Origin of the sequence: Nonomuraea soli (assembly GCF_013761175.1) — a bacterium.
Lineage (GTDB): Bacteria > Actinomycetota > Actinomycetes > Streptosporangiales > Streptosporangiaceae > Nonomuraea > Nonomuraea soli.
In genome coordinates this window covers 576,114-589,365 of sequence record NZ_JACDUR010000006.1, presented here as the reverse complement: position 1 = coordinate 589,365, position 13,252 = coordinate 576,114, and the positions used below count along the sequence as shown (strand labels likewise).

At 71.9% G+C, this 13,252-nt stretch carries 13 protein-coding genes; 10 read left to right on the top strand and 3 right to left on the bottom strand.

The window, feature by feature from the left end; translation table 11 throughout:
* Positions 1–90 precede the first annotated feature (90 nt).
* Positions 91–1,284, top strand: a complete 1,194-nt coding sequence (locus HNR30_RS30850; protein ID WP_181613558.1) for an aspartate aminotransferase type Ic — start codon at positions 91–93, stop codon at positions 1,282–1,284.
* Between the two features lie 35 nt (positions 1,285–1,319).
* Here the strand turns inward: HNR30_RS30850 and HNR30_RS30845 are convergent, their stop codons facing one another.
* Both HNR30_RS30845 and HNR30_RS30840 read right to left on the bottom strand, forming a co-directional pair.
* Positions 1,320–1,736: a hypothetical protein gene (locus tag HNR30_RS30845; RefSeq protein ID WP_181613557.1), complete on the bottom strand. Its 417-nt coding sequence runs from the start codon at positions 1,734–1,736 to the stop codon at positions 1,320–1,322.
* Between the two features lie 80 nt (positions 1,737–1,816).
* Positions 1,817–2,326, bottom strand: coding sequence for a hypothetical protein (locus tag HNR30_RS30840; RefSeq protein WP_181613556.1), 510 nt, complete (start codon positions 2,324–2,326; stop codon positions 1,817–1,819).
* A 101-nt stretch (positions 2,327–2,427) separates the two neighbouring features.
* Here HNR30_RS30840 and HNR30_RS30835 point away from each other — a divergent pair, with 101 nt between their 5' ends.
* A complete protein-coding gene (locus HNR30_RS30835; RefSeq protein ID WP_181613555.1) occupies positions 2,428–3,789 on the top strand; it encodes an FAD-binding oxidoreductase in 1,362 nt (453 codons plus the stop codon).
* Between the two features lie 48 nt (positions 3,790–3,837).
* Positions 3,838–5,946, top strand: coding sequence for a serine/threonine-protein kinase (locus tag HNR30_RS46980; RefSeq protein WP_312894754.1), 2,109 nt, complete (start codon positions 3,838–3,840; stop codon positions 5,944–5,946).
* A 24-nt stretch (positions 5,947–5,970) separates the two neighbouring features.
* Here the strand turns inward: HNR30_RS46980 and HNR30_RS30825 are convergent, their stop codons facing one another.
* Positions 5,971–6,219, bottom strand: coding sequence for a hypothetical protein (locus HNR30_RS30825; protein ID WP_181613554.1), 249 nt, complete (start codon positions 6,217–6,219; stop codon positions 5,971–5,973).
* A 117-nt stretch (positions 6,220–6,336) separates the two neighbouring features.
* On the opposite strand from HNR30_RS30825, the gene HNR30_RS30820 reads away from it, so the two are divergent.
* The 7 genes from HNR30_RS30820 (at position 6,337) to HNR30_RS30790 (ending at position 13,251) form a co-directional block, all read left to right on the top strand.
* Positions 6,337–6,573, top strand: coding sequence for a DUF6343 family protein (locus HNR30_RS30820; RefSeq protein WP_312894752.1), 237 nt, complete (start codon positions 6,337–6,339; stop codon positions 6,571–6,573).
* A 77-nt stretch (positions 6,574–6,650) separates the two neighbouring features.
* Complete coding sequence (locus HNR30_RS30815) at positions 6,651–7,844, top strand: serine/threonine-protein kinase (RefSeq protein ID WP_312894751.1); 1,194 nt, start codon at positions 6,651–6,653, stop codon at positions 7,842–7,844.
* Between the two features lie 108 nt (positions 7,845–7,952).
* The gene (locus tag HNR30_RS30810) at positions 7,953–8,414 is read left to right on the top strand and encodes a hypothetical protein (RefSeq protein ID WP_181613553.1); all 462 of its coding nucleotides are present in this window, start codon (positions 7,953–7,955) and stop codon (positions 8,412–8,414) included.
* 37 nt (positions 8,415–8,451) lie between these two features.
* Positions 8,452–9,084: a TetR/AcrR family transcriptional regulator gene (locus HNR30_RS30805; protein WP_181613552.1), complete on the top strand. Its 633-nt coding sequence runs from the start codon at positions 8,452–8,454 to the stop codon at positions 9,082–9,084.
* 14 nt (positions 9,085–9,098) lie between these two features.
* Positions 9,099–10,631, top strand: coding sequence for an acyl-CoA carboxylase subunit beta (locus HNR30_RS30800; protein ID WP_181613936.1), 1,533 nt, complete (start codon positions 9,099–9,101; stop codon positions 10,629–10,631).
* Entirely contained in the window at positions 10,628–12,478 is a 1,851-nt protein-coding gene (locus tag HNR30_RS30795) for an acetyl/propionyl/methylcrotonyl-CoA carboxylase subunit alpha (RefSeq protein ID WP_181613551.1), read from the top strand. Before HNR30_RS30800 ends, HNR30_RS30795 begins: the two co-directional genes overlap by 4 nt.
* Entirely contained in the window at positions 12,475–13,251 is a 777-nt protein-coding gene (locus HNR30_RS30790) for an enoyl-CoA hydratase-related protein (RefSeq protein ID WP_181613550.1), read from the top strand. The genes HNR30_RS30795 and HNR30_RS30790 overlap by 4 nt, the downstream gene beginning before the upstream one ends.
* The last annotated feature ends 1 nt before the right edge of the window (position 13,252 follow it).

The following is a 13,252-nucleotide window of genomic DNA, read 5'->3' as shown; positions in this document are numbered from 1 at the left end:
CATGCCAAGTCCCGTTTTAGGGGGACAGAGCTGGTGTCCACACTCCGGAATGGTCTGAGCCGATGCGCGTCATCTCCTATCCTCTGCTGCATGACTGCATCGCGTGACTACGAGGCCCTCGTCCAGCGTGGCCTGAAGCTCGACCTGACCCGTGGCAAGCCCTCGGCCCAGCAGCTCGACCTGTCCGACGCGATGCTCAAACTCCCCACGACCACCAAGACGGGCGCCGGGATCGACGCCCGCAACTACGGCGACCTCCAGGGGCTGAAGGAGACCAGGGAGCTGTTCTCCGCGGCGCTGCAGGTGCCCGCCGGCCAGCTGGTCGTCGGGGGCAACTCCAGCCTGGCCGTCATGCACGACACGATCGTCTTCGCGCTGCTCGGCACGATGCCCGGCGCCGAGCGGCGGTGGGCCGAGCAGGAGGTCACCTTCCTGTGCCCGGTGCCCGGCTACGACCGGCACTTCGCCATCTGCGAGCGCTACGGCATCAAGATGGTCGCCGTCCCGATGACCGCCGAGGGCCCCGACATGGACGTGGTCGAGCGCCTGGCCGCCGACGACCCCGCCGTCAAGGGCATCTGGTGCGTGCCGAAGTACAGCAACCCCTCGGGCATCACCTACAGCGACGACGTGGTGCGCCGCCTGGCCGCCATGCCGACGGCGGCCGCCGACTTCCGCGTCTTCTGGGACAACGCCTACGCCGTCCACCACCTGAGCGACCAGCACGACCAGCTCGCCGACCTGCTCGCGCTCTGCGAGGAGTACGGCAACGCCGACCGGGCCTTCGTCTTCGGCTCCACCTCGAAGGTGACGCTCGCCGGCAGCGGCATCTCCTTCTTCGGCTCCTCCCCGGCCAACGTGGAGTGGTTCCTGTCGCACACGGCCAAGCAGTCCATCGGGCCCGACAAGCTCAACCAGCTGCGCCACGTGGAGTTCCTGCGTGACGCCGACGGCATCGCGGCCCACATGCGCGGGCACGCCGCGATCGTCGCGCCCAAGTTCGAGCTGGTCGACCAGATCCTGCGCAAGGAGCTGGGCGAGCTGGCCACCTGGACCGCCCCCCACGGCGGCTACTTCATCACGCTGGAGGTGCCCAACGCCGCCGACGTGGTGGCCAGGGCCAAGGCGGCGGGCATCGCGCTGACCCCGGCGGGGGCGACCCACCCCTACGGCCAGGACCCTGACGACCGGTTCATCCGCATCGCTCCCACCTTCCCCGACCTGGAGGAGCTGGAGCAGGCGATCTACGGGCTGACCGTGTGCGTGCGGGCGGCCAACGCCTGACGGCCCGGCTGTGCGGCGCCGGGCCACCGGCGCCGTCAGCAGTAGTCGATGTACTGAATCGCCAGGATGTTGGCCTTGACCCGGTCGCGGTAGTACTTGGCCGAGTCCGAGGTGTCGGCGCTGGCGTAGACGGCGTAGGCGGTCGGGCGGAAGCCCAGGCTGCTGGTGTCACCCGTCGGGAAGAAGGTGACGAACACCTGCACGCTGCTGTTGGAGGCGGCGAAGGTGTACTTCGTGCGCCACCACTCGTTCAGTCCCGCCTTGGTCGCCGCGCCCTTGACGTCGTTGACGACGTTCTTCCAGCAGCTGGGGTCGTTGAAGGTGGTCACCGCCGCGCCGGGCTTGGCCACCGACTCCGAGCCCGCGCCCGCCGTCGCCGAGGGGACCGCCACGGTCAGCAGGGCGGCCGCGGCCGCCGGGGCCAGGACGTAGCGTTTGATCGACTGTCTCATGCTCACTCCTCCGGGATTGCGCCTGCGTCCTCACGATGAGTCGCGTTCCGGGGATGCGCATGAGTAGGCAGGTGCTCAAATCACCGGCGGAAGCCGAAGATGTACTGCCGCGTCTCGCTGGGGTGGAAGGTCACCCCCACGCCCGGCTCGAAGACGATGTTGTCGCGGCGGCAGTAGTGCAGGCTCTCCCAGACCTCGATGGCCCTCTCGCGGGCGGGCGCCTCGGCCAGGTCACGTTTGCGCGCGCCGTACGAGCCGATCACGAACAGCAGTCCCAGGCCCCAGAAGACGCCGGTCAGGCAGAAGGGGGCCAGGAGCACCTCGCCCCAGCTCGACTCGCGGGCCATGGCCAGCACCAGCGAGGTGACCAGGTGCACCAGGGCGGCCACGCCGAGCATGATGTAGCCCTGGTTGCGCGCCCACGGCGTGTAGTGGCGTTGCGGGAACGACAGCCAGATCGCCAGCTGCGTGCGGCTCATCACGTGTTTGCGCGTGACGGGTACGGCGGGCAGGTCGGCCACCTCGCGGTCGCGTGGCATGCGGACACGACCGATCTTGAACGTGGTCCCCGCGGCGACGACGCCAGGCACGGCTGCTACCTGGTCGTCCCCCTTACACACCGGGCAGCTCGTATCCACCCGGGCAAGTCTGGTCTGATCGGACTGTCCACGCAAACCGTAAAGTTGCTCCCGTGAGCTCACTTGACGCACTTGCCGAAAATCTTCCAGAGGGACGGTTGCTGACCGATCCCGATGTGATCGATTCCTACGCCCGTGACAGGACGTTCCTGGAACCCGGCAAGGCTCTGGCCGTCGTGCTGGCCCGTACCCGCGACGATGTGGTGACCACGATGCGGTGGGCGAGCGAGCACCGGGTGCCGGTCGTGCCGCGCGGCGCGGGCACCGGGCTGGCCGGGGGCGCGACGGCCTCCGAGGGCTCGGTGATCCTCTCGCTGGCGCGCATGACCGCGATCACGGAGTTGTCGCCCGCCGACGAGATCGCCGTGGTGGAACCCGGGGTGATCACCGCTGATCTGGACAGGGCCGCACGTGAGCATGGGCTGATGTATGCCCCCGATCCCTCCTCTTATGAGATTTCCACCATCGGCGGAAATCTGGCGACCAACGCCGGTGGCCTGCGGTGCGTGAAGTACGGCGTGACCCGCGACTCGGCGCTCGGCCTGGAGGTCGTCCTGGCCGACGGGCGGGTGCTCAACACCGGGCGCCGCACCATGAAGGGCGTGACCGGCTACGACCTGACCGGACTGTTCGTGGGCTCGGAGGGCACGCTCGGCGTGATCACGTCGGCGACCGTACGGCTGCGCCGTGCGCCCGCGGCGCCCCCCGCGACGTTCGCGGCCGAGTTCGGCTCCCTGCGCGACGCCGCCGCGGCCGTCTCGGCGATCATGGCAGCCGGATGCCAGCCGTCGCTGATGGAGATGCTGGACCGTGCCACGCTGAAGGCCATCGACGACTGGCGCAACATCGGCCTGGAGGACTCCACCCAGGCGATGCTGATCGGCCAGTCCGACGCCGCCGACAGCCAGGCGGCGATCACCGCGATGGGGCGGCTGTGCGAGGCCAGCGGCGCGACCTTCGTCGCCGTGTCGTCGTCACCCGCCGAGGCCGAGGAGCTGATCGCCGTGCGCCGCATGGCCTACCAGGCCAAGGAGCGCCTGGGCGCCTGCCTCGTCGAGGACGTCTGCGTGCCGCGCTCGGCGCTGCCGGACATGATCTCGGCCATCGAGGCCGCCGCCGCCCGCCACGACGTGATGATCTGCACCGTCGCCCACGCCGGCGACGGCAACCTGCACCCGGTCTTCGTCTTCGACCACGGTACGGCCGAGCCGCCCGCACAGGTGTGGGCGGCGGCGGACGAGGTGTTCACCAAGGCGCTCGAATTCGGCGGCACCCTCACCGGCGAGCACGGGGTGGGCGTGCTGAAGCGGCGCTGGCTTTCTCTCGAATCCGGCCCCGTGACCGCTGACGTGCAGCAAGGCATCAAGGCGGTGTTCGATCCGCTCGGCATTCTCAATCCGGGCAAAGCCATCTGATCGTCACTCTGGTAGCGTTTTGCCCCACTTTTACGAGAGGGGTCTGGGGTGACGCAGTACCAGCCGCTGTCGGCGGATGATCCACGGCGGCTGGGCGCCTACGACGTGGTCGCCCGCCTGGGCGAAGGCGGTCAGGGCGTCGTCTACCTCGGCCGGGCGTCCTCCGGCGAGCAGGTGGCGATCAAGCTGCTGCACCGGGCCCTGGTCGCCGACCCGGAGGCACGCGGGCGGTTCCTGCGCGAGGTCGCCGTCGCCCAGCGGGTGGCGCGCTTCTCCACCGCTCCGGTGCTGCACGCCGACCTCGACGGGTCGCGGCCGTACATCGTGAGCGAATACGTGCCGGGGCCCTCGCTGCGGGAGCTCGTGCAGAACGAGGGGCCGCGGCGCGGGGCCTCCCTGGAGCGCATCGCGATCAGCACCGCCACCGCGCTCGCCGCCATCCACCGGGCCGGGATCCTGCACCGCGACTTCAAGCCCGCCAACGTCCTCATGGGGCCCGAAGGGCCCGTCGTGATCGACTTCGGGGTCGCGCGGGCGCTGGACTCGCCGGGGACGACCGCCACGGGGATGAGCGTCGGCACCCCCGCCTACCTCGCACCCGAGCAGCTCAGCGGGCACCCCGTCTCCGAGGCGGCGGACGTGTTCGCGTGGGGCGTGACGATGGTGTACGCGGCGACGGGGAAACCCGCGTTCGGTGCGGACACCATTCCTGCGGTGATGAACCGGATCCTGCACCAGGAGCCCCTGCTGGAGGGGCTCGACGGGTCGTTGCTGGGGCTGGTGGCGGAGTGCCTGTCGAAGGACCCGGCCCAGCGGCCCACGGCTGACCGGCTGGTGCTGCGGCTCACGGGACAGCCGATCCCGGCCTCGGCCATCGAGCCGGTGGCGGCGCCCTCGACACCGCCGGGGATCGCACCGCTGCCGCCCATGCCCCCCGCGCCGCCGCTCGGCGGGCAAGGCCCTGCGCCGCTCGGCGGGCAGGGCCCCGCGCCGCTCGGCGGGCAAGGCCCCGCGCCGCTCGGCGGGCAGGGCCCCTCGGCGGCCGGCCCTGGTGGCGCCGCGTCGGCGGGAGGCGGCGCCACGGAGCCCGGCGCCCGTCACGGAGCCCGTCACGGAGCCCGACCCGACCCCGTGCCTCCACGGGGTCCCGTGCCTCCGGTTGGCCACGTGCCTCCAGTTGGCGGCCCCGCGCCTTCGGCCAGCCCCGTGCCGCCCGCTGTCCCCGATCGGGAGCAGCTCCGTGGGGGTCTCACCCGCGCCTCGTCCCGCCGCCGCCAGGCGCAGCCTCAGCGGCGGGGCCTCATGGTCGCCCTGTCCGGCGCGGCGGCCCTGGCCATCGCCGTGGGCGCCGGAATCGTGATCACCCAGGCGGGCCAGACCTCCCAGGCAGCGGGCCTCGTCGCCGCCGGCGGCCCCACCGCGGAAGGCGGCGCCGCCGGAGGCAACCCCGGCGGCCAGCACTCCAGCGACCCCAACGGCCCCGACGCCCACGGCCCCGACGGCTCCGCCGACCCCACGGACCCGAACTCCGCCGCGGTCTCCCCCGAGCCCTCGGGAACCATCACCCTGGCCCCGCCGAAGCCCACCAGGCGAGCCGTCACCCCGCCCAGCACCAGGCCGACGACCCGCCCGACCACCAAGCCGAGCACCAAGCCGACGCCGACCCGCAAGCCGACCCCGTCGAAGACTCCTTCCAACAGCCCGTCGAAGTCCCCCTCCAAGTCCCCCAGCCCCACGCCCTCCAAGACGCCGACCAAGGCCCCGACACCCACGCCGTCCAAGACGCCGACGGTGAAGCCGACCCCCACCCCCACCAAGACCACGGCCGCCCCCAAGCCGAACCCTTACACGGCGGCGGGGGTCTGCGGCTCCGGCTACAAGGTGATCGACTCACGCGCCCTGGGCACCGTCGCCACCGTCTACCTGCTCTACAACGGCACCAGGAACTGCGTGGTGACGCTGTCGAAGTACGTCTCGGCGACCAAGGTGCCGGCGAGCGCCGTCCTGCAGGTCAAGGGCGGCGCCACCGCCACCGACTCCGGCTCGTTCACGGCGTATGCGGGCCCGGTACGGCTCGCGGCGGCCAAGACGTGCGTCATCTGGGGCGGCTCGTGGGCGGGCAAGACCTTCAAGAGCGGCTGGAGCCACTGCGGCTGACCTCCGGGACCGTGACGGCCCCGGTCAGCCGCCGAGGTCGCGCACCACGTTGTCGAGGCGGTGGGCCAGGAGGTCGAGGCGTTCGTCGGTGAGGTCGCCCGCGGGCATCAGGCGGGCGATCTCCTCCTGCCGCCCCACGATGAGGCCGCGGTGGGCCTCGTCGATCTCCCCTGCCGGAAGGACCAGGCACTCTCCCCTGACGAACACCAGGGTCGCGTCAGGGTCGGGCGATTCCATCAGCCGCCGAACACACTCGCGGTCGACCAGCAGCATGAGCGTCTCCTCCCGCTTCGCGAGCGGAGCCGCCTACCCGGGGCGGCGGGCGGCAAACGAGGGACCGTTTGCCGGGTGGAGGCCGGGTAGGAATCCGGAGAGGAGAGGTGAGCGACCGTGAACCGATCCGACCGGATGTGGGGGTGGCTGTCCCCGACCGGGGAACGCCCGCGTAGCGCGCTGGGGCTGCGGCTCGTACTGGCGGTGTTCGGCCTGGTGATCACCGGCGTGTGCGCGGTGATCGCGGCGAGCAACGGCTGGGTGGCGGCGGCGATTCTCTCCGTGGTGCTGGCGCTGGTGGCCGCGGTTGACCTGGTCGTCGTGCTCCGCCGCAGGCGATCAGAGCGTATCTGACACGACAAGCCTGAGACGGGTCAACAGTCACACTGGTACCGTTTTGCCCCAACTGTGTGCGGGGTCAGGGGGTACCGGTGAGTCAGTTCCAGCCGTTGTCGGCCGGCGATCCGCGGCGCCTGGGCGCCTACGACGTGGTCGCCCGGTTGGGCGAGGGCGGTCAGGGTGTCGTCTACCTCGGCCGCGGCGTCTCCGGCGAGCAGGTGGCGATCAAGCTCCTCCATCAGGCGCTCGTCGCCGATCCCGAGGCCCGTACACGCTTCCTGCGCGAGGTCGCCGTCGCCCAGCGGGTGGCGCGCTTCTCCACGGCTCCGGTGCTGCACGCCGACCTCGACGGGTCGCGGCCGTACATCGTGAGCGAATACGTGCCAGGACCCTCGCTGCGGGAGCTCGTGCAGAACGAGGGGCCGCGCCGCGGAGCGGCCCTCGAACGCATCGCGATCAGTACGGCTACCGCACTGGCGGCCATCCACCGGGCCGGGATCCTGCACCGCGACTTCAAGCCCGCCAACGTCCTCATGGGGCCGGAAGGGCCCGTCGTGATCGACTTCGGGGTGGCGCGGCAGCTCGACTCGCCGGGTGGCACCGCCACGGGGCTGGCCATGGGCACCCCCGCCTACCTCGCTCCCGAGCAGCTCACCGGGGCGCCGGTCTCCGAGGTGGCCGACGTGTTCGCGTGGGGTGTGACGATGACGTTCGCCGCCACCGGGCAGGCGGCGTTCGGGTCGGACAGCATCCCGGCGGTGATGAACCGGATCCTGCACCAGGAGCCGGCGCTGGACGGGATGGAGGGGGCGCTGCGGGAGCTCGTGGCGGTGTGCCTGTCGAAGGACCCGTCGCAGCGGCCCACGGCCGATCAGCTGGTGTTGAGGTTGACGGGGCAGCCGATTCCGGCCGCCGCGATCGAGCCGGTGGCGCCGCCGTCATCGGGGCTCGGGAGCGCCGCGCCGGTGCCGTTCAGGCTCAGCGACCCCGCCCCCGTGCCGCGCCCGGCCCCGGCAGCCCCGCCCACGGCCGCGACGCCCCCGCCCGGGGCGCCGCCGACCGCACCACCGCCCGCCGCCGCCCAGGGACCCTCGGGCCAGAGGCCGGGACACGGGCAGGGGCCAGGACCGGGACATGGCCCGATGCACGGGCCCTCGCAGGGGCACGGGCCGATGCAGCAACACGGCCACGGTTCGGGCCCGTCGCCGTGGTCCGGGCCGCAGCCGTTCTCCGCGCCTCAGCCGATGACGGGCCCCCACAGCGCCGCACCTCACGGCGGACCTTAAGGCGGCGGACCCCACGGCGGTGGGCCGCAGCCTCCCAACCCCTTCTCCCCCGAAGCCTCCCGCCCCACTCCCCTGAACCCCCAGGACGCCGCCCCCGTCCCGCCCCCCGTGCCCGGCCGGGGACTCACGCGGGCCTCCACCGCCCGCGCGAGGGCCGGCAAGCCGCGCCGTACCCTCGTCCTGACCCTGTCCGCCGTGGCCGCGACCGTGGTCCTGGCGACGGCCGGCACGCTGGTGTTCCTCCGCCTGAACGCCCCCGACACCACGGCCCGGCTGGTCGCCTCCCAGAACACCGCGTCCGCCGAGCCGGTGGCCGAGGAGGAGCCGACTCCCACCCCGACCCCCACCAAGACGATCGTCATCCGCCCGACCCGCACCAAGAGGCCGACGAAGACGCCGACCGTCACGGTGCCCACCTACCGCCCCCGGCCGACGCAGAAGCCCACCACGGCCAAGCCGTCGCCCACGCCGACCAAGAAGAAGAAGCGCGACATGATCGACCCGGACTCGGGCCCGACGGGGTCGCCGAGCCCGACCCCGAGTCCCAGCCCGAGCACCACCAAGAGGTGACTTCCCCCGGGCGCCCGCCCGGGGCTAGATTGTTGACGTGATCGTCAAGTCGGAGGCGCTGACCGCTCGCGGCAAGCGGACCAGGTCGGCGCTGGTCCAGGCGGGCCGTGAGGCTTTCGAGGAGCAGGGTTTCGACGCCGTGCGCGTCGACGACGTGTGCGCGCGGGCGGGCGTGTCGCACGGCACGTTCTACACCTACTTCTCCGGCAAGGAGGCGCTGTTCACCGAGGTGACGAGCGCCGTGATGGGTGAGATGTTCGCCGCCAACGTCGTCGGCTCGCTGGCGCCGGGCGATCCGCGGGCGCGCATCGAGGCGGCCAACCGCCTCTACCTGCGCGCCTGGGCGGCCAATTCGCGCATGGTGCGGATGCTGGAGCAGGCGGCGGCGGGCGACGACCGGTTCCGTGCGCTGCTGCTGGAGGTGCGCGAGGTCTTCGTCCGTCGTGGCGCCGACGGGCTGCGGCGGCTGCAGGAGCAGGGCCTGGCCGATCCGTCGCTGGACCCGCGGCTGACCGCGATCATGCTGGGCGGCATGGTGGAGCATTTCGCTCATGTCTGGCTGGATCTGGGTGAGCAGGCCGACGAGGAGACCGCGGTCGCGCTGCTCACGAAGCTCTGGGCGCGGGCCATCGGGTTGACGCCCACGTCAATTACGGAGGTGGCGCCGTGAGCAACAGGGAGGCGATGCTCGCCAAGCTGGCCGAGCTCTCCGGCGAGCTGGCCAAGGCCACCGAGGGTGGCGGGCCGAAATACGTCGAGCGGCACCGCAGGCGCGGCAAACTGCTCGCCCGCGAGCGCATCGAGCTGCTGATCGACCCCGACTCCCCCTTCCTGGAGTTGTCGCCGCTGGCCGCCTGGGGCAGCGACTTCCCCGTGGGCGCCAGCGTGGTGACGGGCATCGGCGTCATCGAGGGCGTCGAGTGCCTCATCACCGCCAACGACCCGACCGTGCGCGGCGGCGCGTCGAATCCGTGGACGCTCAAGAAGACCCTGCGCGCCGCGGACATCGCCCTGCAGAACCGCCTGCCGTACGTGAACCTGGTCGAGTCGGGCGGCGCGGACCTGCCCACCCAGAAGGAGATCTTCATCCCGGGCGGCCGGATCTTCCGCGATCTGACCAGGCTCAGCGCCGCGGGCATCCCGACGATCGCCCTCGTCTTCGGCAACTCGACGGCGGGCGGCGCCTACGTGCCCGGCATGAGCGATCACGTCGTGATGGTCAAGGAGCGCGCGAAGGTCTTCCTCGGCGGGCCGCCGCTGGTCAAGATGGCCACCGGCGAGGAGTCCGACGACGAGTCGCTGGGCGGGGCGGAGATGCACGCGCGGGTGAGCGGCCTGGCCGACTACCTGGCCGCCGACGAGCACGACGCGCTGCGGATCGGGCGTTCCATCGTCAGGTCGCTCAACTGGCGCAAGCTGGGCGCGGAGCCGCGTGCCGTACGCGAGCCGGTGCTGCCCGCCGACGACCTGCTCGACATCGTGCCCGAGGACCTGCGCCGGCCGTTCGACCCGCGCGAGGTGATCCTGCGCATCACCGACGGCAGCCAGTTCGAGGAGTTCAAGCCGCTGTACGGCGGCAGCCTGGTGACCGGGTGGGCGGCGATCCACGGTTTCCCCGTCGGCATCCTGGCCAACGCGCGCGGCGTGCTGTTCAGCGAGGAGTCGCAGAAGGCCACCCAGTTCATCCAGCTGGCCAACCAGACGCGCACCCCGCTGCTGTTCCTGCAGAACACCACCGGCTACATGGTCGGCAAGGACTACGAGCAGCGCGGCATCATCAAGCACGGCGCGATGATGATCAACGCGGTGTCGAACTCGACCGTGCCGCACCTGACCGTCGTGATGGGAGCGTCGTACGGCGCGGGCAACTACGGCATGTGCGGGCGCGCCTACGATCCCCGCTTCCTGTTCTCGTGGCCGAGCGCCAAGTCGGCGGTCATGGGGCCCGCCCAGCTGGCCGGGGTGTTGTCGATCGTGGGCCGCGCCGCCGCCGAGGCGCGCGGGCAGGTCTACGACGAGGAGGCCGACGCGGCGATGCGGGCCATGGTGGAGGCGCAGATCGAGGCCGAGTCGCTCCCGTTCTTCCTGTCGGGCCGCCTCTACGACGACGGCGTCATCGACCCGCGCGACACGCGGACCGTGCTCGGGGTCTGCCTGTCGGCGGTCAACAGCGCCCCGCTTCCCGCGCCTTCCGGGTTTGGAGTGTTCCGGCCATGATCACCCGTCTGCTGGTCGCCAACCGGGGCGAGATCGCCCGGCGCGTCTTCCGCACCTGCCGCTCGCTGGGCGTCGAGACCGTGGCGGTCTTCTCCGACGCCGACGCGGACGCGCCACACGTGGCCGAGGCCGGCCACGCCGTACGGCTCGGCGGCCCCTCCCCCTACCTGTCGATCGAGGAGATCCTGCGGGCCTGCAGCGCTTCCGGATGCGACGCCGTGCACCCGGGATACGGGTTCCTGTCGGAGAACGCCGCGTTCGCGCAGGCGGTCTTGGACGCCGGGCTGACCTGGGTCGGTCCGTCGCCGGAGGCCATCGCCGCGATGGGCGACAAGGTGGCGGCCAAGCGCCTCATGCGGGAGGCCGGGGTCCCGGTGCTGACCGCCGACGGGCAGAGCTTCCCGCTGCTGGTCAAGGCGGCCAAGGGCGGCGGCGGCCGGGGCATGCGGATCGTGCGCGAGCCGCGGGAGCTCGACGAGGCCATGGCCGCCGCGTCACGCGAGGCGCAGGCGGCCTTCGGCGACGGCACGGTCTTCGCCGAGCCGCTCCTGGAGCGGGCCAGGCATATCGAGGTGCAGGTCCTGGCCGACGGGCACGGCACCGTGTGGACCCTGGGCGAGCGGGAGTGCTCGATCCAGCGCCGCCACCAGAAGGTCATCGAGGAGGCGCCCTCACCCGGCATCACCGACGCCGTCAGGGGCCGGCTGTTCGAGGCGGCGGAACGGGCCGCGAGGAAGATCGGCTACGTCGGCGCGGGCACCGTGGAGTTCCTGGTCAAGGACGAGACGATCGCCTTCCTGGAGATGAACACCCGCCTGCAGGTGGAACACCCGGTGACCGAGCTCGTCCACGGGGTGGACCTGGTCGCGCTCCAGCTGGAGATCGCCGAGGGCGCGCGCCTGCCGCAGGCGGCGCCGTCCCCCTCCGGGCACGCCGTCGAGGTGCGCCTGTACGCCGAGGACCGCGACTTCCTGCCGCAGAGCGGGCCGTTGCACCTCTTCGAGATCCCGGGTGACGTGCGGGTCGACGCGGGCGTCGAGTCGGGCTCGGTGGTGACGACGTTCTACGACCCGATGCTCGCCAAGGTCATCGCCTTCGGCTCCAGCCGTACGGCGGCCGTGAGGAAGCTCGTCCGGGCCCTCAAGGACGCCAGGCTCCACGGCATCACGACGAACCGCGATCTGCTCGTGGACGTCCTGGAGAGCGAGGCGTTCCTCGCGGGCGACACCCATACCGGCTTCCTCGACCGGGGCCTCCCACCGAAGGACCCGCCCACCGACGTGTCCGCCCTGGCGGCGGCGCTGGCGGGAGCGGCGGCCAACCGCGAGCGGGCGACGGTCCTGCGGAGCGTCCCCGCCGGATGGCGCAACGTGCGGTCCCAGCGGCGCACGGCCCGCTTCGCCGAGGCGGAGGTGGTCTACGACCCGCTCCCCGAGGGCGTCACGGTGATCAGCGCCACGCCGACCAGGGTGACCATGGAACGCGGGAGCCTGCGGCACACTTTCCACGTGTCCACCTACGGCGACACCGTCCACGTCGACTCGTCGCTGGGTTCCGTACGCCTCACCGCCCTGCCCCGGCTGCCGCGGCCGGTCGTCGAGGTGGCCCCCGGCTCCCTGCTGGCCCCGATGCCCGGTAGCGTGCTGCGCGTCGAGGTCGAGCCGGGCGATCACGTGGACGCGGGCCGGGTGGTGGTCGTGCTCGAGGCGATGAAGATGGAGCATCAGATCGTGGCCCCCGCCTCCGGCGTGGTGTCCGAGGTAGCGGTGGAGAAGGGCCGGCAGGTCGAGGCGGGAGCCGTGCTGGCCGTCATCTCCCAAGGCATCTCCGAAGGGGAGAGGGCATGACACGCCTGGTTCACAAGCAGCTCGACGGCGGGATCGCCACGATCACCCTTGACTCGCCCCCCAACCGCAACGCGCTGTCGGTGCGGCTGCTCACCGATCTCGAGGACCGGCTGAACTGGGCACTGGCCGAGCCGGCCGTACGCGTGATCATCCTGACCGGCACAGGCCGGGTGTTCTGCTCGGGTGCCGACCTGAAGGAGCAGCGCATCGAGCCGGCGCGCGGCGCCACGGACGCGCCGGTGACCGCCTCCTTCCCGGAGATCATGTCGCTGATCTGGGAGTCGCCCAAACCGGTCATCTGCCGTATGAACGGCACCGCCCGCGCGGGCGGCCTGGGCCTGGTGGCCTCCTGCGACTTCGCGATCGCCCCGCTGACCGCCTCGTTCGCCTTCTCCGAGGTACGGCTCGGCGTCGCGCCCGCGATGATCTCCGTCCCGGTGCTGCGCCGGCTGGACGCCAGGTCCGCCTCCGAATACCTGATGACCGGCGAGGTCTTCGACGCCGCGCGCGCCCAGGAGATCGGCCTGATCAACCGGGCCGTCCCCGAGGAGGAGCTCGACGCCACCGTGCGGCACTACGCCGAGATGCTCGTCAAGGGCGGCCCCGAGGCGCTGTCGATCACCAAGCGGCTGCTGCGCGAGCTCCCGTCGGTCTCCTTCGACGAGGGCATGCGCAAGATGGCCGCGCTGTCGGCCCAGCGGTTCACCTCCGACGAGGGCCAGGAGGGCATCGCCGCCTTCATGGAGAAGAGGCCGCCGAAATGGACCCTCTGAC

Excerpts from the sequence above, each read along its gene's own strand:
- HNR30_RS30850 (WP_181613558.1), top strand. The coding sequence starts at position 91 with ATGACTGCATCGCGTGACTACGAGGCCCTCGTCCAGCGTGGCCTGAAG.
- HNR30_RS30845 (WP_181613557.1), bottom strand. The coding sequence starts at position 1,736 with ATGAGACAGTCGATCAAACGCTACGTCCTGGCCCCGGCGGCCGCGGCC.
- HNR30_RS30825 (WP_181613554.1), bottom strand. The coding sequence starts at position 6,219 with ATGCTGCTGGTCGACCGCGAGTGTGTTCGGCGGCTGATGGAATCGCCC.
- HNR30_RS30800 (WP_181613936.1), top strand. The coding sequence starts at position 9,099 with ATGCTCGCCAAGCTGGCCGAGCTCTCCGGCGAGCTGGCCAAGGCCACC.
- HNR30_RS30795 (WP_181613551.1), top strand. The coding sequence starts at position 10,628 with ATGATCACCCGTCTGCTGGTCGCCAACCGGGGCGAGATCGCCCGGCGC.
- HNR30_RS30790 (WP_181613550.1), top strand. The coding sequence starts at position 12,475 with ATGACACGCCTGGTTCACAAGCAGCTCGACGGCGGGATCGCCACGATC.